General features: G+C 63.5%; 17 protein-coding genes. 15 read left to right on the top strand and 2 right to left on the bottom strand.

The features are described 5' to 3' along the window. Positions 1 to 30: 30 nt before the first annotated feature. Positions 31 to 1,809: a proline--tRNA ligase gene (locus tag HMPREF2678_RS06775; protein WP_070551514.1), complete on the top strand. Its 1,779-nt coding sequence runs from the start codon at positions 31 to 33 to the stop codon at positions 1,807 to 1,809. On the opposite strand, the gene HMPREF2678_RS06770 is transcribed toward HMPREF2678_RS06775, so the two are convergent. Continuing rightward, positions 1,806 to 2,759, bottom strand: a complete 954-nt coding sequence (locus HMPREF2678_RS06770) for a ferritin family protein (RefSeq protein ID WP_034982068.1) — start codon at positions 2,757 to 2,759, stop codon at positions 1,806 to 1,808. The genes HMPREF2678_RS06775 and HMPREF2678_RS06770 overlap by 4 nt on opposite strands. A gap of 42 nt (positions 2,760 to 2,801) precedes the next feature. On the opposite strand from HMPREF2678_RS06770, the gene rimP reads away from it, so the two are divergent. From rimP to HMPREF2678_RS06735, 8 genes are all read left to right on the top strand, one after another. Then, on the top strand, positions 2,802 to 3,365 hold the full coding sequence (gene rimP / locus HMPREF2678_RS06765) for a ribosome maturation factor RimP (protein ID WP_070551510.1): 564 nt from the start codon (positions 2,802 to 2,804) through the stop codon (positions 3,363 to 3,365). Between the two features lie 10 nt (positions 3,366 to 3,375). Then, entirely contained in the window at positions 3,376 to 4,389 is a 1,014-nt protein-coding gene (nusA, locus tag HMPREF2678_RS06760) for a transcription termination factor NusA (protein WP_034972918.1), read from the top strand. A gap of 33 nt (positions 4,390 to 4,422) precedes the next feature. Further along, entirely contained in the window at positions 4,423 to 4,815 is a 393-nt protein-coding gene (locus tag HMPREF2678_RS10050) for a YlxR family protein (protein WP_080716694.1), read from the top strand. Positions 4,816 to 4,940: 125 nt separating this feature from the next. Further along, positions 4,941 to 7,697 (top strand): translation initiation factor IF-2, encoded by a 2,757-nt coding sequence (gene infB / locus HMPREF2678_RS06755; protein ID WP_034982066.1) that lies wholly within the window; start codon positions 4,941 to 4,943, stop codon positions 7,695 to 7,697. Between the two features lie 36 nt (positions 7,698 to 7,733). Further along, positions 7,734 to 8,159, top strand: a complete 426-nt coding sequence (gene rbfA / locus HMPREF2678_RS06750; RefSeq protein ID WP_034970610.1) for a 30S ribosome-binding factor RbfA — start codon at positions 7,734 to 7,736, stop codon at positions 8,157 to 8,159. Next, on the top strand, positions 8,159 to 9,472 hold the full coding sequence (locus HMPREF2678_RS06745) for an MATE family efflux transporter (protein WP_070551506.1): 1,314 nt from the start codon (positions 8,159 to 8,161) through the stop codon (positions 9,470 to 9,472). Before rbfA ends, HMPREF2678_RS06745 begins: the two co-directional genes overlap by 1 nt. Before the next feature lie 74 nt (positions 9,473 to 9,546). Continuing rightward, positions 9,547 to 10,356, top strand: coding sequence for a metallophosphoesterase family protein (locus HMPREF2678_RS06740; RefSeq protein ID WP_070551503.1), 810 nt, complete (start codon positions 9,547 to 9,549; stop codon positions 10,354 to 10,356). A 72-nt stretch (positions 10,357 to 10,428) separates the two neighbouring features. Then, positions 10,429 to 11,139, top strand: coding sequence for a 4'-phosphopantetheinyl transferase family protein (locus HMPREF2678_RS06735; RefSeq protein ID WP_141747056.1), 711 nt, complete (start codon positions 10,429 to 10,431; stop codon positions 11,137 to 11,139). On the opposite strand, the gene truB is transcribed toward HMPREF2678_RS06735, so the two are convergent. After that, entirely contained in the window at positions 11,136 to 12,065 is a 930-nt protein-coding gene (gene truB / locus HMPREF2678_RS06730; RefSeq protein ID WP_070551500.1) for a tRNA pseudouridine(55) synthase TruB, read from the bottom strand. The genes HMPREF2678_RS06735 and truB overlap by 4 nt on opposite strands. Positions 12,066 to 12,095: 30 nt before the next feature. Between truB and HMPREF2678_RS06725 the strand changes: the two genes are divergently transcribed. The 6 genes from HMPREF2678_RS06725 (at position 12,096) to dapA (ending at position 18,569) form a co-directional block, all read left to right on the top strand. Beyond that, on the top strand, positions 12,096 to 13,076 hold the full coding sequence (locus HMPREF2678_RS06725) for a bifunctional riboflavin kinase/FAD synthetase (RefSeq protein ID WP_034982061.1): 981 nt from the start codon (positions 12,096 to 12,098) through the stop codon (positions 13,074 to 13,076). A 132-nt stretch (positions 13,077 to 13,208) separates the two neighbouring features. Then, a complete protein-coding gene (gene rpsO / locus HMPREF2678_RS06720; protein WP_034970619.1) occupies positions 13,209 to 13,478 on the top strand; it encodes a 30S ribosomal protein S15 in 270 nt (89 codons plus the stop codon). Positions 13,479 to 13,711: 233 nt separating this feature from the next. After that, entirely contained in the window at positions 13,712 to 16,006 is a 2,295-nt protein-coding gene (locus HMPREF2678_RS06715) for a polyribonucleotide nucleotidyltransferase (protein WP_034991646.1), read from the top strand. A gap of 54 nt (positions 16,007 to 16,060) precedes the next feature. Then, the gene (dapB, locus tag HMPREF2678_RS06710; RefSeq protein WP_034991649.1) at positions 16,061 to 16,834 is read left to right on the top strand and encodes a 4-hydroxy-tetrahydrodipicolinate reductase; all 774 of its coding nucleotides are present in this window, start codon (positions 16,061 to 16,063) and stop codon (positions 16,832 to 16,834) included. 4 nt (positions 16,835 to 16,838) lie between these two features. After that, a complete protein-coding gene (gene thyX, locus HMPREF2678_RS06705) occupies positions 16,839 to 17,591 on the top strand; it encodes an FAD-dependent thymidylate synthase (RefSeq protein WP_070551497.1) in 753 nt (250 codons plus the stop codon). Between the two features lie 75 nt (positions 17,592 to 17,666). Beyond that, the gene (dapA, locus tag HMPREF2678_RS06700) at positions 17,667 to 18,569 is read left to right on the top strand and encodes a 4-hydroxy-tetrahydrodipicolinate synthase (RefSeq protein ID WP_034991654.1); all 903 of its coding nucleotides are present in this window, start codon (positions 17,667 to 17,669) and stop codon (positions 18,567 to 18,569) included. Positions 18,570 to 18,571: the final 2 nt, after the last annotated feature.

The raw sequence follows: 18,571 nt of genomic DNA, 5'->3' as shown, positions 1-18,571 counted from the left end.
TCACAAGGCGAAAAGGTAAAGTCAAGATTCATGATTACTCGGATGTCACAACTCTTCTTGCGCCCCCTTCGCGACGACCCCGCGGATGCAGAGGTGCCCAGCCACAAGCTGCTGGTACGCGCGGGATACATCCGCCGCGTGGCCCCCGGCGTGTACTCGTGGTTGCCGCTAGGCCTGCGGGTTCTGCGCAACATTGAAAAGATCGTCCGCGAGGAAATGAACGCCATCGGCGCACAGGAACTATCCTTCCCAGCGCTGCTGCCTCGCGAGCCCTACGACACTACCGGACGCTGGGTGGAGTACGGCGACGCACTGTTTAGGCTGAAGGATCGGAAGGGCGCCGACTACCTGCTGGGACCGACGCACGAGGAGATGTTCGCCTCCGTCGTGAAGGATGAGTACAACTCCTACAAGGATTTCCCGGTCATCCTGTACCAGATCCAGACGAAGTACCGCGACGAGGAGCGTCCGCGCGCCGGCATCCTGCGTGGCCGCGAGTTCGTTATGAAGGATTCCTACTCCTTCAACATGAACGACGAGGGGCTGGACGAGTCCTACCAGCTGCACCGCAAGGCCTACCAGAACATCTTCGACCGACTGGGCATCGAGTACGCTATCTGCTCCGCGACCTCCGGCGCTATGGGCGGTTCCGCGTCCGAGGAGTTCCTGGCTGTCGCGGCCAACGGCGAGGACACATTCGTGCGTTCGACCGAGAGCGACTACGCGGCGAACGTCGAGGCTGTGGTGACGCAGGTCCCGCCGACGCAGCCGATCGAAGGCCAGCCGGAGGCCAAGGAATACGACACCCCGGATAGCGAAACCATCGAAGCGCTGGTGGAGTGGGCCAACAGTGAGGGCATCACGGTCGATGGCCGTGCCGTGGAGGCCGCGGACACGCTGAAGTGCATCGTGGTGAAGGTCAACGATCCGACCCTGGATAAGGAAGGCAAGCCCCGGGGCGAATCCCTGACCGGTGTGCTGGTGCCGGGCAACCGCGAAGTTGACATGAAGCGCCTGGAGGCGGCCATGGAGCCCGCACAGGTGGAGCTGGCCGACGAGGCGGACTTCAAGAAGCACCCGTTCCTGGTTAAGGGCTACGTCGGACCGAAGGGTCTGGCGGACAACGGCGTGCGCGTGCTGGCCGACCCGCGCGTGGTCGAGGGAACCTCCTGGATCACTGGCGCGGACGCGAAGAACCGCCACGTCGTGGGTATGGTCGCCGGACGCGACTTCACCCCGGATGGCGTGATCGAAGCCGCCGAGGTGTTGGAAGGCGATCCGTCGCCGGACGGCAAGGGCACCCTGACCCTGGCCCGCGGCATCGAGATCGGACACATCTTCCAGCTGGGCCGCAAGTACACCGAGGCCTTCGACGTGAAGATCCTGGACGAGGCTGGGCGCCAGTCGATTCCGACGATGGGCTCCTACGGCGTGGGCGTATCGCGCCTGGTGGGCGTTATCGCCGAGCAGATGCTGGACGAATCCGGGCTGCGCTGGCCGGCCTCCGTGGCTCCTTTCGACGTGCACGTGGTCATCGCCAACAAGGACGCCGCCGCGGGTGAAGCTGCCGTGGAGCTGGTGGAGACGCTGTCCAACGACGGTCTGGAGGTTCTTTTCGACGACCGCCCGAAGGTATCCCCGGGCGTGAAGTTCAAGGATTCCGAGCTGCTGGGTATGCCGCTGGTCATCGTGGTCGGCCGCGGTTTTGCCGACGGCAAGGTGGAGCTGCGCAATCGGATGACGAAGGAGACCTACGAGGTTGACTACGCCAACGCACTCACTGAGGCGAAGCGGGTGCTGAACTCCTAGTTCGACTGCCCGCGCAGGTGCATGTCCAGGGGATCCTTCCCCTGGAGGCGCTCTAGGGTCGCCTCCGCGTGAGAGTTGGCCCGCACCCAGCCCGCCGCGAACTGGACGGCGCGATCGTCGTTGGCGTGTTCGGTAATGCGACGCAGCTGAACGCTGATGGGGGTCAGCGTGGGGTAGAGGTACGCCGCAGCGTCCGTTTTCCCGTCCGCGTCGCCTTGGCTATAGCCGGACTCCGGGGAGGGCACATCGGCGCCATGACTGCGCAGAACGTCGATGGACTGATCACGCAGAACTCGCAGCTGGTTGGCCACATCTTGAATCTGCGACCGTGTCTGGCCGTCCGCGGCAGGCACCTTCGCCAGTGCCACTCCCGAGGCGTAGATCGCGCCATAGGTCAGCGGCAGTAGAGCCTGGAAGTCCTCCGCACTCCCCACGCCGCGGGAGAACTCGGGAAGGCTGTAATCGGATTCCTTGGCCGCGCTGTACGCGCCCCACAGACCCGCGATGAGGGAGTTCTGCGCCCCCAATTGTTCCCGTTGATCTGCGGAAAGCTCCTTGCCGTCGTTGCTGAGCGCAGCGGGGTAGAGCTTGTCCAAAAAAATTCTTTCTGAGCCCGACGTTGCCTCGTCCGCCTCGTCGCCGCATTGTTGCGGCGGGTTGCCGTCCTTGTCACTGCCGCATTGACGCCGAACTTCCTTGGCCAACAGGTCGTGCTGCTGGCCAAGGAATGCATGCCACTTTTCGAGCTTGGCGGAGGCCATCTTTTGCTGTTGGTTTTTCACCGCCGCCGCCAGTTCCACCAGTTGCTCCGTCGGTGCTGGCTGACCACCGAATGCCAGCCCTTTGTCGCAGGAGGCAAGGGTAAGCCCGGCGCCTACAAGCGCCCCGGCGCTGAGAAAACGGCGACGGGAGAGGAGCGGGAGAGGGAAGCTGGAACTGGTCGTATTCATCAGTGTTAGAAGTCTACTAGAAGCCGCCTGCTGCTAGACTGCATGGTCATGGCATTTCCCCACAAGGAACAGTTGGCAGACTCGCTACGCGGGCTGGTTGAAGAATTCGGATTGGTGATCGAAGACATCAAGATCACCAAGGCCGGAGCGAAGTCCGCGATCAGGATTGCGGTGGATACCGCCGATCCGCGCGCGGAAAGGCCGGATCTGGATCGGTTGGAAGAACTCAGCCGCGAGGTGTCCGCCCACTTGGATGACGCCGAAGCGAAGGGGGATATGAGCTTTGGGCCGGGATACACCTTGGAGCTATCCACCCCGGGCGTCGATTTCCCCCTGACGGAGCGGCGCCACTGGGTGCGCAACATTGGGCGTCAGGTGCGACTGGCCGATGGTGTGCACCGCATTGCTCAGGTGGGCGACGAAGATGTCGTGTTGATCACACCACACAAGAAGTCTCCACGTGTGCGGCGCGTGCGATTCGCAGATCACGCAGGAGCGGTGGTAGAAGTGGAATTCTCTCCGGCGCCTAACGCCGAAGCGGAGCTCGTCGGACTGGCGATCGAAGCTTATGACGTGCCGGAAGCGCAAGTCCCTGCAGAAGACTAGGAGCAAACAAGTGAATATTGACATGGCGGCACTGCGTGCAGTCGAAAAGCAAGAGTCGGTACCCTTTGACGACTTGCTGGAGGGGGTTAAGCGGGGTCTGCGGGAGGCCTACCGCGCCAACAGTCGTTTCACCGGCCCGGTCGATGTGGACATCGATCCCATCAGCGGCGAAGTGACCATCTACCAGGTCGAGAAGGACGAAGATGGCAACGTCATCGGGCGCCTGGACGACACTCCGAAAAATTTTGGACGCGACGGCGCACTCGCGGTGCGTGAGGCAATCCGCTTCCGCATCAACTCCGCGCGCGTGCAGAACCGCTATGACGAGTATGCAGAGCTGCGCTACCGCGTGGTCTCCGGTGTGGTCTCCGCGGATGCTCGCGCCAATGAGCGCGGCGTGACCATCGTTCACCTGGGTACCGAGGCCAACGGTCAGGACGGTCAGATCCTGCCGGCTGAGCACATTCCGGGGGAGAAGCTGGAACACGGCATGCGGGTGAAGGCGTTTGTGACTGACGTGATCAACAACGCCAACCGCATGGTGCAGATCAACCTGTCCCGCACCCACCCGGAACTGGTGAAGGGACTGTTTGCGCTCGAGGTGCCCGAGGTTGCGGATGGTTCGGTGGAGATCGTCTCCGTCGCCCGCGAAGCCGGCCACCGTACCAAGATCGCCGTGCGCTCCACGGTGAAGGGGCTGAACGCCAAGGGAGCTTGTATTGGTCCACGTGGCCAGCGCGTCAGCAATATCATGAGCGAGTTGGGCGGGGAGAAGATCGACATTATCGACTACTCCGATGATCCGGCGACGTTCGTTGGCAACGCTCTGTCGCCTTCCAAGATCGTCAGCGTCAAGGTCACCGACCCGGAGATGCAGGTTGCCCGTGCCGTTGTACCGGACTACCAGCTGAGCCTGGCCATCGGCCGCGAAGGTCAAAATGCCCGCCTGGCTGCCCGTCTGACCGGCTGGAAGATCGATATTCGATCGGAGACGGACGCGGCTGCGGAGGACACGCCCAGTTAACTGTTTCCACCGGGAGCGGGGTACAGTGGGCAGGTGGTATCCCATGAAAGTCCCACGGGTAAGCACCTTCCCGAACGGACGTGCATTGCTACCAAGCAGGTGATCGGAATAGATCAGCTGCTGCGTTGCGTTGCACGTCATGCTGGGGGAGGCACCGAGGGTAAGGTTCAGGTTGTCCCGGACCCGGAAAGGAAGCTTTCCGGGCGCGGCGCGTGGATCACTCCCACCGTGGAGGCATGGGAAATCGCCGTGAAGCGTAGGGCTTTCAGCCGTGCGCTTAGGGTATCCGCCACCGTGGATGCAGACCCTGTACGTGACTACATCGTCACACTGCCAGTGACAGTGGAAGTAGGTGACGGCCGCGAAAGTGGGCGTCAACAAAAAGGACGAGGAACTTACGTCGACATGAAGAACAACGAAGTCTGATGAGACCGCGATGAAGCAGCATCAGCGATGAGTATCTACAAGTACGGGAGTCGTACGTAGCCCCGGCTGCAGGTAAGCCTGCATGCTAGAGCGCACTACGGCTCCGCAAGACATGAAGGAGAGTAGTGGCCGGAAAGCTACGCGTACACGAGTTGGCCAAGGAACTCGGGGTGACGAGCAAGGAGTTGCTCGCCACGCTGAAGGAACAGGGCGAGTTCGTTAAGACCGCTTCCTCGACGGTGCAGCCGCCCGTCGTGAAGAAGATGAAGAAGCACTACGGGGTGGGCGAGCAGAGCCCCGCCGAGAGTGCCGCTGGCCCGAAGACCAGCCCGCAGCCGACCCCGCAGGCAGGTCCGAAGCCTGCAGCAAAGCCGGGTCCGAAGCCCGCAGCTAAGCCAGGTCCGAAGCCTGGTCCGAAGCCGGTGAAGAACACCAACCCGGTCGCGAATGCAGGCACGAAGCCGACCTCCTCCGTCAAGCCGGGCGAGGCTCCGAAGCCGAAGCAGGCCCCGAAGCCGGCAGCCAAGCCAGCTCCGAAGCCGGCAGCCAAGCCAGGTGCAAAGCCGGGCCCGAAGCCGGGGAGCAAGCCGGGTAGCAAACCAGGCCCGAAGCCGGGCGGTCGTGCTCCGCGGGTCGCTAACAACCCGTTCTCCTCTGGCGCTCCTGCCGAGCGTCCGGCTCCGCGTCCGCGTGGTGGCCAGGCCGCTCCAGGTGATATGCCGCGTCCGGGCGCTCGTCCGGGTGGCAAGAAGCCCAGCCCGAAGCAGGGCGGCGGCCGTCGTCCATCGCCGGCAATGATGCCGAGCCACCCGAACCCCGCGCAGATGCCGTCGAAGTCCGACAACTTCGGTGGTGGCCGCGGTCGTGGTGGTCGCCACGGCGGCCCAGGCGGTCCGGGAGGCCCCGGTGGCCCGGGTGGTCCGGGAGGCCCGCGCGGCGGTCGTGGCGGCCGTCGCGGCGGCACCGCCGGCGCATTCGGTCGTCCGGGTGGTGCACCGCGTAAGGGACGCAAGTCGAAGCGTCAGAAGCGCAACGAGTACGAGGCAATGCAGGCGCCGAGCGTCGTTGGCGGCGTGAAGCTGCCTAACGGCAAGGGCGCGAAGATTCGCCTGGCTCGTGGTGCATCCCTGATGGACTTCGCCGAGAAGATCGAGGCGGACGCAGCGGCACTGGTCCAGGCACTGTTCAACCTGGGCGAGATGGTCACGGCTACCCAGTCCGTGTCTGACGAGACCCTGATGCTGCTGGGCGAAGAGATGGACTACAAGGTCGAGGTCGTCTCCCCAGAGGACGAGGACCGCGAGCTGCTGGAGTCTTTCGACCTGCAGTTCGGTGAGGACGAGGGCGAGGATGAAGACCTGGCTCAGCGTCCTCCGGTGGTTACCGTCATGGGTCACGTCGACCACGGTAAGACCCGCCTGCTGGATACGATCCGTAAGGCCAACGTCGGTTCCGGCGAGGCCGGCGGTATTACCCAGCACATTGGTGCTTACCAGGTCGCCGTGACCATGGAAGGCGAGGATCGACTGGTCACCTTCTTGGATACCCCTGGTCACGAGGCATTTACCGCCATGCGTGCCCGTGGTGCGAAGTCCACCGATATTGCGATCCTGGTGGTCGCTGCGGACGACGGCGTGATGCCGCAGACCGTGGAGGCCATTAACCACGCCAAGGCTGCGGACATCCCGGTCGTGGTCGCGGTGAACAAGATCGATAAGGAAGGCGCACAGCCGGACAAGATCCGTGGCCAGCTGACCGAGTACGGCCTGATCCCGGAGGAGTACGGCGGCGAGACGATGTTCGTGGACATCTCTGCAAAGCAGGGCACCAACATCGACCAGTTGCTGGAGTCCGTCCTGCTGACCGCCGATGCATCGCTGGATCTGCGCGCGAACCCGGATATGGACGCCCAGGGTGTGGCCATCGAAGCACACCTCGACCGTGGTCGCGGACCTGTGGCCACCATCATCGTTCAGCGCGGTACCCTGCGCATCGGTGATTCCATCGTCGTTGGTGACGCCTACGGTCGCGTGCGCCGCATGATCGACGAGCACGGCAACGACGTCCAGGAAGCTGGCCCGTCCCGCCCGGTCCAGGTGCTGGGCCTGACCAGCGTGTCCGGTGCTGGAGATAACCTGTTGGTTGTCGACGAGGACCGTACGGCTCGCCAGATCGCGGATCGTCGTGACGCTCGCCGCCGCAACGCGCTGGCTGCACGCAGCCGCAAGCGCGTCTCCCTGGAGGATCTGGATGCGGTGTTGAAGGAAACCAACACCCTGAACCTGATCCTGAAGGGCGACAACGCCGGTACGGTGGAGGCGCTGGAAGACGCGCTGCTGAAGATCGAGGTCGACGACGAGGTCGAGCTGAACATCATCGACCGTGGTGTCGGTGCTGTGACGGAGACTAACGTCAACCTGGCCGCCGCCTCCGACGCGGTGATCATCGGCTTCAACGTCCGCGCCGAGGGCAAGGCAACCGAGGTTGCCAACGCCGAGGGCGTGGATATCCGCTACTACTCGATCATCTACAAGGCGATCGAGGAGGTCGAGGCTGCGCTGAAGGGCATGCTGAAGCCCATCTACGAGGAGAAGGAGATCGGTACCGCGGAAATCCGCCAGATCTTCAAGGCTTCCTCTGTGGGCCTCATCGCAGGTTGCATGGTGGAAACCGGCAAGGTGCGCCGCAACGCTCAGATCCGCCTGATCCGCGACGGAAACGTCGTGGCGGAGAAGGCGACCATCGAGTCGCTGCGCCGCGAGAAGGACGATGTCACCGAGGTCACCGCTGGCTACGAGTGCGGTATGGTGCTGTCGTACCCGGACATCCAGGTTGACGACATCATCGAGGTCTTCGAGCTGGTTGAGGTGCCGCGCGACTAAGGCGTGGTGGCGTCAAGAGGAAAATAGGAGAGGCTCATGGTTGATCACGCACGTGCTGCCCGCATGGCAAAGCGCATTCAGCAGATTGTCGCTACCGCCATCGAGCGGCAGATCAAAGATCCGCGCCTGGAGTTCGTGACCATCACGGACACGCGGCTGACGGGCGACCTGCACGATGCAACGGTGTTCTACACAGTCCGCGGCAAGACCGTGGACTCGGAGCCGGACACCGACGCAGCTGAGGCCGCCCTGGCCAAGGCGAAGGGGCAGCTGCGCAAGATCGTCGGCGACCAGCTGAGCGTGCGCTTCACCCCGACGCTGAGCTTTAGCCTAGACACGGTGCCGGAGGCCTCCGCGCACTTCGAGGAGCTGCTTGCCCGGGCGAAAGCCCAGGATGCGGCTCTGAAGGAGCAGTCCGCCGGCGCACGTCCGGCAGGCGACGAGGACCCGTACAAGGCATAGTGACTAAGCACTCTGACACCGGCCAGGCCGATGCCCGCACAATTGTGGGGCTGGCCTGGCCGGCTCTCGTTGTACTGGCGGCCACACCGCTGTATTTGCTGCTGGATACGGCCGTCGTGGGACGGTTGGGCGCGACAGATCTGGCGGCGCTGGCTGCCGGCGCGACGGTGTTGAGCACCGTCACTACGCAGCTGACGTTCCTTTCCTATGGCACGACCGCCCGTGCGGCCCGCCACTATGGGGCCGGGCGCCGCTCCGCCGCGATCTACGAGGGCGTGCAGGCCACCTGGGTCGCCGTGGCCGTGGGAATGCTGCTGGCCGGGGTTGTTTTCGCCTTCGCGCCGTCGATCATGGGGTTCTTTTCTAGTGACGCCACCGTGGTCTCCGAGGCGACGACGTGGATGCGGGTGACCTGCGCGTCGATCATCCCGGCGCTGTGCACCATGGCGGGGAACGGTTGGTTGCGCGGCATGTCGAACACAAAGCTGCCGCTGTGGTTCACGCTTGCCGGGGTGATTCCGATGGCGGTGATCGTGCCGTTGTCGGTGAAACACTTCGGGCTTGTCGGTTCGGCGTATGCGAATGTGTTGGGGGAGTCCATCACCGCCGTGTGTTTCCTTGGGGCGCTGGTTGTGTACTGGCGGGCGGAGGGGGACGGGAAGTCCCTGGCGCCGAACTGGACCGTGATTAAGTCACAGCTGGTCATGGGGCGGGATCTGATCCTGCGCAGCCTCAGCTTTCAGGTCGCCTTTATCTCCGCCGCGGCGGTGGCCGGGCGCATGGGGCCGGCTCCGCTGGGTGCCCATCAGGTGCTGCTGCAGCTGTGGAACTTCCTGACGTTGGTGCTGGATTCCGTCGCCATCGCTGCTCAGGCGTTGGTGGGTGCGGCGCTGGGCGCGGGGTCCTATGCGACGGCCCGCAAGGTCGGCGTGTCCGTGCTGCGCTTTTCGGTCGGCGCCAGCCTGTTGCTGGCCGGTGCGCTGGCGGCGGGTGCGCACGCGATCCCGCGGATCTTCACGTCCGATGCCGACGTTCTGGCGACGATCGGCGGCCCGTGGTGGCTGCTGGTGTTGCTGGTGCTGGCCGGGGGCGTGGTCTTTGCCCTGGATGGGGTGCTGCTCGGGGCCGCGGATGCCGCGTTCTTGCGCACCGCGACGATCGCTTCCGTGTTGGCGGGGTTCATACCTTTGGTCTGGTTGTCCTGGATCTTCGGCTGGGGTTTGGTCGGCGTGTGGTGGGGCCTGTTTGCCTTCATTTTGATCCGTTTGGCCTTTGTCTGTCAGCGCTTCGCCGGGGATAAATGGATGAACTAGGTCAGTAACTATTGTTTACTAGTGTTAAGCTTGTTAACAATTGTGACTGGATCTGGTGAAAGGGGGAGTGCGGCATGCCTCGCACGCTATGGGCCGTCAGCGATTTGCATGTGCGCGCCCCCGGTAACCTGGATCTGGTGCGCGAACACGTCCGCCCTACCAATGCGGGGGACTGGCTGATCGTCGCCGGGGACATCGCCGAGGATCTGGACTCTATCGAACGCACCCTTGGGTTGCTGCAAAGTAGGTTCGCACAGGTCATTTACACACCCGGCAACCATGAGCTCTATAGCCGTACCCGCGATACCGTCCACGGTCGCGCAAAGTACGAAGCTGTCATCGCCGCCGCGCAGCGCCTCGGGGTGCTCACTCCGGAGGATCCCTACCCGACGTTCGCGGGGCGCACGATTGTGCCGCTGTTTACCCTGTACGACCACTCGTGGCGTGATTCTTTAATGACGCCCACCGCCGCGCTGGCTGCCGCTCGCGACAAAGGCATCGTACTGATGGATGACCTGGCGATTGCCCCGTATGAGGACATAGCAATGTGGTGCCGCGATCGCCTGCGCTACTCGGTGCGCCGCCTATCGGCGGTGCGCGGGCCGACGATCCTGGTCAACCACTGGCCGCTGGTGCGTGAGGCCATGCAGAACGTTCGGCACCAGGAGATCGGCCTGTGGTCGGGCACGCGGCACACTCAGCAGTGGCCGCAGCGCTACCGCGCAGACGCAGTGGTTTATGGGCATTTGCATATTCCGGTAGAATTTTCGCTCGGCAATGTAACGCATACGGAGGTCTCCCTCGGTTACCCAAGGGAGAGGAAGGTGAGCCTTCCGCCCCGGTTAGAAAAAAATTTGTGGCCCTATCCAGTTGCTACCGAGTAGAGACAAAGAACCCGCAGAGGAGGTGACAGCATGATGTACCCAGCAACGACAACCACAGCAACGACAACCGCCATGCAGGACGCGGCAGTAGTGGAAAGCTTCGGCGCGGCTCAGTCGACGATCCCGCGCGGATTACTGCCTCACGGTGCGGCTTGCGCAGAGTTGCATAGCGCGCCGACCAAGCAGCCGGACTTGCAGTACTTCCAGTCTCTGCCTGTGGAGGAGCAGGCGCTGGTCGGCACCGCCGTGGATCGGCGCAAGGCCGACTTCGGCGATTCCCGCTGGTGTGCGCACCAGGCGCTGAAAAACTTCATGGACGTCCAGCCTCCGATTCTGCGCGGCCCGCGCGGAATGCCTCTGTTCCCAGACGGCATCGCGGGATCCCTGACGCACACGGAGGGCTTCCGGGCCGCCCTGCTGGCGCCGACTCACCGCTGGCAGTCGGTGGGCATAGACGCGGAGGTTGCCCGCCCGTTGCCAGAAGGAGTGTTCTCCACCATCGCGCGTCCCGGAGAGCAGCGCCGGATCCGCAACACCATGCGCTCCGAGGACCTGCAGCTGCTGGATACCGTCTTGTTCAGCGCCAAGGAGGCCACCTACAAGGCCTGGTTCCCGCTGACCCACCGCTTCCTGGACTTCGACCAAGCGGACATCGACCTCCGCGCCGACGGCACTTTTACCTCCTACCTGCTGGCGCGTCCGGTTCCGGTGCCTTTCATTCAGGGGCGGTGGACCATCCGCAACGGATACGTCATCACCGTCACAGCCGTTCCGGCCAACTAGTCCATTCCCGCGGGGCGCGCGACGAAGACGCTGGCGGCCCGCTTGCCCTTTTCTTCGACCAGAGCGATCGCCCGGCCCGACGGGGTCACCGCCGCGTGCACACCCTTGTGGCCGACGGGCTGTAGCCATTTGCCCAGGGACAGGTCGACCCCCTCCGATTCGCTGACCTCGCGCACGTCGAAACAGCGCACCATCGCTTCGTCCAGGTTGAGGGACAGCTGCGGAGCCTTCTCGAGCTGTTCCAGCGTGCGTGCCTCGGAGATGTCGAAAGGGCCCACCGACGTGCGCCGGAGCTGCGTCAGGTGGCCGCCCACGCCCAGGGCTTCGCCGACGTCCCGGGCAATCGCCCGGATATACGTCCCACTAGAACAGTGCACTGAGATACGAACGTCGATGCAAGAGGTGGCGTCCACACCAAAAACAACATCGAGCACCTCCAGCGAGAAGATGGTGACGGGCCGCTCCGGTAGCACGACCTCCTGGCCTTCGCGGACGAGTTCGTGGGCGCGCTTGCCGTCGATCTTGATGGAGGACACGGACGTGGGGCGCTGCATGATGTCGCCGCGCTGGGCATCGAAGGCTGCGCGGATGCGCTCTTCGGTCAGCGCTTCGAGGTCTGCGGGCGCGGCGGTGGACAGCACCTCACCCTGCGCGTCATCGGTGTGGGTCGCGGCGCCCAGGCGCACAGTTGCCTCGTAGCGTTTATCGTGCGCGACGACGTGGGCCAAAAATTTTGTGCCTCTTTCGACGCCCACAACGAGCAGCCCCGTAGCCATAGGATCTAGGGTGCCCGAATGGCCCACCCGGCGCGTGCCCATGATCCGGCGAAGCTTGGCGACCATGTCGTGGGAGGTGGGGCCGGAGGGCTTATCCACCAGAACCACCCCGGAACGATCCAGGATTGAAGTGCCAGTGCGTTGATTCATACCCACACACTATCGGCTAGCATGCAACGTGTGAGTATCTGGTACGGACTGGACAGAATTCCCGAACACCTGGCCGCCGGCGGAACCGTCGTAACCATCGGCGTGTTCGACGGCGTGCACCGCGGACATCAAGAACTGCTGAAGCGAGCGGTCGAGCTCGCGCGCGAGCGGGGAGTGCCCAGCGTGATGTTCACCTTCGACCCGCACCCGACGGTGGTATTCCGCCCGGATGCCGTGCCGCCACTGCTGTCTACCGTGCGGAGGCGCGCGGAGCTGGCGCATGAGTACGGCATCGACCACGTGGTCGTCGTGTCCTTCACCAAGGAGATCGCCAGCTGGTCGCCCGAAGAGTACGTGGACACTGTGCTGGTGAAGATGCTGAACGCCAGGGCAGTAGTGGTGGGGGATAACTTCACCTTCGGCCACAAAGCCGCCGGTACTTCCCAGGCGTTGCAGGAGCTGGGTGAGGCCCGCGGCATGCGCGTCGACGTGCTGGGGCTGCTGGAAGATGGCGACCATGTGGTGTGCTCGACCTGGATCCGCCAGGCGTTGGCCGCAGGCGATGTGGACGGGGCGAACGCGGCCCTGGGCCGCAGCTTCTGCGTGTCCGGGGAAGTCACGCACGGCGCGGGGCGCGGCGGTCGCGCGCTGGGATTCCCCACGGCAAACCTATACTTTGCGGAGAAGTACGCGCTGCCCGCGGATGGCGTGTACGCGGGCTACGTGACAGTGCTGCCGGGGCACGGCATTGCCGCGGGGGCACAGGTGGGAACCATGCCGGTGGGCGAGCGGCTGCCCGCGGCAATCTCCGTGGGCACCAACCCCACCTTTGGCCACGAGCCGCGCAGTGTGGAGAGTTTCATCCTGGACCACGATGCCGACCTATACGGGCTGGATATCGCCGTGGAGTTCATCCACCGTCTGCGGGGGATGGAGACCTATAGCTCCCTGGACGAGCTGATCGAGGCCATCAGTAGGGACGTCACCGAGACCCGCAAGGCGCTGGGATAACGTTTGGGATTCCAGTTTTGGGATCTGCGGGGAGTGCGTGCTAAACTCCCCAGGTCGAGCGACTGTGGTCTGCGGTAGTCGCTGGTTAAAACCTTTCGCGCAGACTGAAATAACTATCAAGGAGAAAAATCCATGGCACTGTCCAAGGAAAAAAAGACCGAAACTCTGAAGGAGTTCGGCCTGCACGAGACCGACACCGGCTCCCCGGAGGCTCAGATCGCCCTGCTGACCGTTCGCATCCGTCAGCTGACCGAGCACCTGAAGTACCACAAGCACGACCACCACTCCCGCCGTGGCCTGCTGCTGCTGGTTGGTCGCCGCAAGGGCCTGCTGAAGTACCTGGCAGAGAACAACGTTGACCGCTACCGCTCCTTGATCGAGCGCCTGGGGCTGCGTCGCTAAGCGCTATTCCCTCGGGAAACTTCCGCCCGCCACCTTTTGACGTCGCTACTGCGACGAGGTGGCGGGCGTTTGTGCTTTTCGTGCTAGTGTTGGTGCCGGTTAAAACCTAAAAAGCTAATTGAATATTTAACAGGCCACCACGGCGGCGTCGGCACCGAAGACCAGACGAACAACAGTGAGTGCCGTGGCGTGCTACGCAAGGTAACGCAGAAAGGCGATTGCGAAACTTCATCATGAGTACGAAGAAGCAGAACATTCAGGCAGAGCTCGTCGACCCGGATGCAGGGGTGTGGGAGGCAGAGGCCACCATCGACAACGGCGACTTTGGTACCCGCACCATCCGCTTCGAGACCGGGCTGCTGGCCCGCCAGGCCGACGGCGCAGTGACGGCCTACCTGGACGAGGACACGATGCTGCTGTCCACCACCGCCGCCTCCCGCCAGCCGCGTGAGGGCATTGACTTCTTCCCGCTGACGGTCGACGTGGAGGAGCGCATGTACTCCGTCGGCCGCATTCCGGGTAGCTTTTTCCGCCGCGAGGGTCGCCCGGGCACCGATGCGATCCTGGCCGCCCGCCTGATCGACCGCCCGCTGCGCCCGACCTTCGTCCGTGGCCTGCGCAACGAGGTGCAGGTCATCGTCACGGTCCTGTCGATGGATCCGAATGATCGCTACGACGCGCTGGCTATCAACGGCGCCTCCGCCTCTACGCAGCTGTCCGGCCTGCCGGTGTCCGGTCCAGTCGGTGGCGTGCGCATGGCGCTGGTCGTCGATGACAAGCACCCGGAGGGCCAGTGGGTTGCTTTCCCGACGCGCGAACAGGAAGAAAAGGCCATCTTCGAACTGGTCGTGGCCGGTCGCGTGACTGAGCCGGTGAAGCCCGCCCGGGGGCGCGGACGTGGCCGCGGCAAGGGCTCTAACAATGGGGCGCCGAACGTTGCCGTCATGATGGTGGAGGCCGGCGCTACCGATTCTGTTGTGGAGCGCATCGCCGAGGGCGCGCCCGCCCCGACCGAGGAGGTTGTGGCGCAGGGTATTGAGGCCGCCAAGCCGTTCATCGCCACTCTGTGTGAGGCGCAGGACGCTCTGGCCAAGGCTGTGGACGCCGAAACGCGTGAATTCGAGCTGTTCCCGCCCTATGGCGAGGACGTTTTCGCCTCGGTAGAGGCGGAGGCGCTCGACGCGCTGGAGGACATCATGGCTATCGCCGACAAGCAGGAGCGCGATGAGGCGCTGGCGGCGAACATGCAGGCCAACGTCGATCAGCTGTTGCCGGAGTTTCCGGAGCGAGAGGCCGAGATCCGCGCGGCTCACAACGAGATCACCAAGACGGTGGTGCGTCGCCGCATCCTGGAGGATGGGTTCCGCATCGACGGCCGCGACAGCACCACCATCCGCGACCTGGGCATTGTTGTGCAGCTGATCCCGCGCGCCCACGGCTCTGCTCTGTTCGAGCGTGGCGAAACCCAGATTCTGGGCGTCACCACGCTGGACATGCTGAAGATGGAGCAGCAGATCGATTCTCTGGGTCCGGAGACCACGAAGCGCTACATCCACCACTACAACTTCCCGCCGTACTCCACGGGTGAGACCGGCCGCGTGGGCTCCCCGAAGCGCCGCGAGATCGGCCACGGTGCGCTCGCGGAGCGCGCATTGACGCCTGTCATTCCCAGCCGTGACGACTTCCCGTACACGATTCGTCAGGTCTCTGAGGCTTTGGGCTCCAACGGCTCGACCTCCATGGGCTCCGTGTGCGCCTCGACCTTGAGCTTGTACAACGCTGGCGTGCCGCTGAAGGCACCGGTGGCGGGTATCGCCATGGGTCTGGTTACCGGCAAGGTCGGCAAGTCCGGCAAGGACAAGTACGTCACCCTGACGGACATTCTGGGCGCGGAGGATGCCTTCGGCGACATGGACTTCAAGGTGGCCGGCACCGCCGACTTCGTCACCGCATTGCAGCTGGATACCAAGCTGGATGGCATTCCGTCTGACGTGCTGGCCGAGGCTTTGCAGCAGGCCCGTACCGCACGCCTGGAGATCCTGCAGCTGATGGGGGAGGCCATTGACTCTCCGGATGATATGAGCGATCTGGCTCCGCACATCACCAGCATCAACATCCCGCAAAACAAGATCGGTGAGGTTATCGGCCCGAAGGGCAAGACCATCAACCAGATCACCGAGGAGACCGGTGCGAACATCACCATCGAGGACGATGGCACGGTGTTCATCTCCGCGATCGGGGGAGAGGCTGCCCGCGAGGCGGAAGAGAAGATCAACGCTATCGCGAACCCGCAGCAGCCGAAGGTGGGCGACCGTTTCCTGGGAACCATCGTGAAGACCACCGCATTCGGTGCCTTCGTTTCCCTGCTGCCAGGAAAGGATGGCCTGATCCACATTTCCAACCTGGGTGGGGATCGTCGCATCGAGCGCGTGGAGGACGAGGTCTCCGTCGGTGACAAGCTCGAGGTGGAGATCGCGGACATCGACAACCGCGGCAAGATCTCCCTGGTACTGGTGGACGAGGACTAGTCCAGAACTAGCCGAGAAACTAGCCACAAACTAGCTGGAAAGAGTGATTTCTTTATGACTCGCATTGGTGTTTTGGGCGCTCGCGGCCGAGTAGGCAGCGCAGTGGTCGCAGCTGTTGAGGCAGACGCGAACCACGAGCTGGTCGCCGCCATCGGCCACGGCGATGATCTGCAGGCGCTGGTGGATAACCAGGCAGAGGTCGTGGTGGACTTCACTGTGCCGGATGCCGTCATGGGCAACCTGGAGTTCTGCATCAAGAACGGCATCCACGCGGTCGTAGGCACCACGGGCTGGACTGAGGAACGCTTCGAGACCGTCCGCGGTTGGCTGCAGCCCTCCCCGGAGGTCGGCGTGCTGGTCGCCCCAAACTTCGCAATCTCCGCCGTGCTGACCATGAAGTTCGCGGAGATCGCCGCGCCCTTCTTCGAGTCCGCCGAGGTAGTGGAGCTGCACCACCCGAACAAGGTCGATGCACCGTCGGGAACTGCGGTGCACACCGCGGAGGGCATTGCGCGCGCTCGCAAGGCCGCCGGTCTTGCCGAGCAGCCGGACGCCACCACGCAGTCCCTCGATGGGGCTCGCGGCGCTGACGTGCAGGGCGTGCCGGTGCATGCCGTGCGCATGACCGGAATGGTTGCCCACGAGCAGGTCATTTTCGGCACCAAGGGGCAGACCCTGACCCTGAAGCAGGATTCCTACGACCGAGAGTCCTTCGTGCCGGGCATCATGATCGGCGTGGAAAAGATCGGCGCTAACCCGGGCCTGACCATTGGGCTGGAGAAGTTCCTGGGCCTTGATGGCAGCACGGACGGCGGTGCTAAGGCCTAAGCACATGGCTACCGTTGCACCCCTACAGATCGACCTGGTCGGCCACACCGACTTCCAATCGGTGGAGGATCTGGAGTGGCAGACAGATGCCACGGGCGGCGCCTCCCTGGTCGAGTTCGCAGGTCGCGCCTGCTACGAGACCTGGGACAAGCCCAATCCGCACACCGCGACCAACGCGGCCTATGTGCGCCACATCATGGATGTCGGCCACACGACGCTGCTGGAGCACGCCAGCGCCTCCATGTATCTGCGAGGTGTTTCGCGTTCCTGCTCCCACGAGATCATGCGGCACCGGCACTTCAGCTTCAGCCAATTGTCGCAGCGCTATGTCCCTTCCGATGAAGCACGGGTCGTGGTTCCGGAAGCGATTGAGGACAACGAGGATCTGAAGAAACTGTTCCTCCAGGCTGCGGACGTTGCCTATGACGCCTACCGGGAGATCCTGGACGGCTTGGGCGAGGACTTCGCGGAAGAGCCTAATGCAGTGCTGCGCACCAAGCAGGCCCGCCAGGCCGCCCGTGCAGTCCTGCCGAACTGCATTGAAACCCGCTTCGTCATGAGCGGTAACTTTCGCAGTTGGCGGCACTTCATCGCCATGCGTGCAGCGGAGCATGCAGATCCGGAGATCCGCCGAATTGCCGTGGCCTGCCTGCGCAAGCTACAGGCCGTGGCGCCGAATGTTTTTGAGGACTTTTCGATCACGCAGTTGCACGATGGCGGGGAGATGGCGACGAGCCCCTATGTGGGTGAATCCTAAACCTACAACCGCAACCCATCGGACATTGCACCCAAATACGTGCGTTTCTCGGGAAGGAAGGTAGTCTGGGAAGTCATGAGTACAGGTAACGCAGCAACAAGGGGATCCGCGCATTTCGGAACTATCTCTCTTGCGATGGTGACCCCCTTTAAAAAGGACGGTTCCATCGACTTGGATGCGGGTGTGGCTCTAGCCGGCCACCTCGTGGAAGAGGGCTGCGATTCTTTGGTCTTGGCCGGAACCACCGGAGAGTCTCCCACTACGGGTGCGACCGAGAAGCTTGACCTGCTCAGAGCAGTACGATCCGAGCTCGGTGATCGCGTAAAGCTCATCGCCGGAAGCGGATCGAATGATACCGCTGCCACTGTCGAACTGTCCCGCGCTTCGCAGGACGCTGGTGCTGATTCTCTGCTGGTTGTGACTCCTTACTACTCCCGTCCCAGCCAGGAGGGGCTATATCAGCACTTCACGACCGTTGCGGACGCCGTGGATATTCCCGTCTGCGTCTACGACATCCCTTCCCGTTCCGTCGTTCCGGTAGAGCCGGAGACCCTGCACCGACTGGCTGCGCATCCACAGATCGCAGCCGTGAAGGATGCCAAGGGTGACCTGGCCGCAGCCATGGAGCTGATCGAGAACACCGACCTGGCATGGTACTCGGGCGATGACCCGCTGAACCTGCCGTGGTTGGCCGCTGGTGCCACGGGCTTTATTTCCGTGATTGGCCACGTTGCGGCGCGACAGCTGAAGGAACTGAGGGATGCTTTTGACGCCGGGGACCTCGCCACGGCCCGCAGCATCGCTGTGCGACTGCAGCCTCTGCAGAAGGCACAGGCACGGCTCGGAGGCGTGACTTTCGCAAAGGCAGCTTTGAAGCTAAAGGGGAAGGACGTGGGTGCGCCCCGTCTACCCATTATCGAACCGACAGCCGCTGAGATGGATCAGCTGGCTCAAGACCTGCAGGCAGCAGGGGTATAGGG

It is taken from the genome of Corynebacterium sp. HMSC058E07 (genome assembly GCF_001809885.1).
Classification (GTDB): Bacteria; Actinomycetota; Actinomycetes; order Mycobacteriales; family Mycobacteriaceae; genus Corynebacterium; species Corynebacterium macclintockiae.
The sequence above is the reverse complement of the archived record's forward strand: the minus strand, read 5'-3'. Positions and strand labels throughout refer to the sequence as shown.

What these genes read in the sequence shown, in the direction of transcription:
- HMPREF2678_RS06775 (WP_070551514.1), top strand. Translation starts at nt 31, where the DNA reads ATGATTACTCGGATGTCACAACTCTTCTTGCGCCCCCTTCGCGACGAC.
- HMPREF2678_RS06770 (WP_034982068.1), bottom strand. Translation starts at nt 2,759, where the DNA reads ATGAATACGACCAGTTCCAGCTTCCCTCTCCCGCTCCTCTCCCGTCGC.
- rimP (WP_070551510.1), top strand. Translation starts at nt 2,802, where the DNA reads ATGGTCATGGCATTTCCCCACAAGGAACAGTTGGCAGACTCGCTACGC.
- rbfA (WP_034970610.1), top strand. Translation starts at nt 7,734, where the DNA reads ATGGTTGATCACGCACGTGCTGCCCGCATGGCAAAGCGCATTCAGCAG.
- HMPREF2678_RS06740 (WP_070551503.1), top strand. Translation starts at nt 9,547, where the DNA reads ATGCCTCGCACGCTATGGGCCGTCAGCGATTTGCATGTGCGCGCCCCC.
- HMPREF2678_RS06735 (WP_141747056.1), top strand. Translation starts at nt 10,429, where the DNA reads ATGCAGGACGCGGCAGTAGTGGAAAGCTTCGGCGCGGCTCAGTCGACG.
- truB (WP_070551500.1), bottom strand. Translation starts at nt 12,065, where the DNA reads ATGAATCAACGCACTGGCACTTCAATCCTGGATCGTTCCGGGGTGGTT.
- rpsO (WP_034970619.1), top strand. Translation starts at nt 13,209, where the DNA reads ATGGCACTGTCCAAGGAAAAAAAGACCGAAACTCTGAAGGAGTTCGGC.
- HMPREF2678_RS06715 (WP_034991646.1), top strand. Translation starts at nt 13,712, where the DNA reads ATGAGTACGAAGAAGCAGAACATTCAGGCAGAGCTCGTCGACCCGGAT.
- dapB (WP_034991649.1), top strand. Translation starts at nt 16,061, where the DNA reads ATGACTCGCATTGGTGTTTTGGGCGCTCGCGGCCGAGTAGGCAGCGCA.
- thyX (WP_070551497.1), top strand. Translation starts at nt 16,839, where the DNA reads ATGGCTACCGTTGCACCCCTACAGATCGACCTGGTCGGCCACACCGAC.
- dapA (WP_034991654.1), top strand. Translation starts at nt 17,667, where the DNA reads ATGAGTACAGGTAACGCAGCAACAAGGGGATCCGCGCATTTCGGAACT.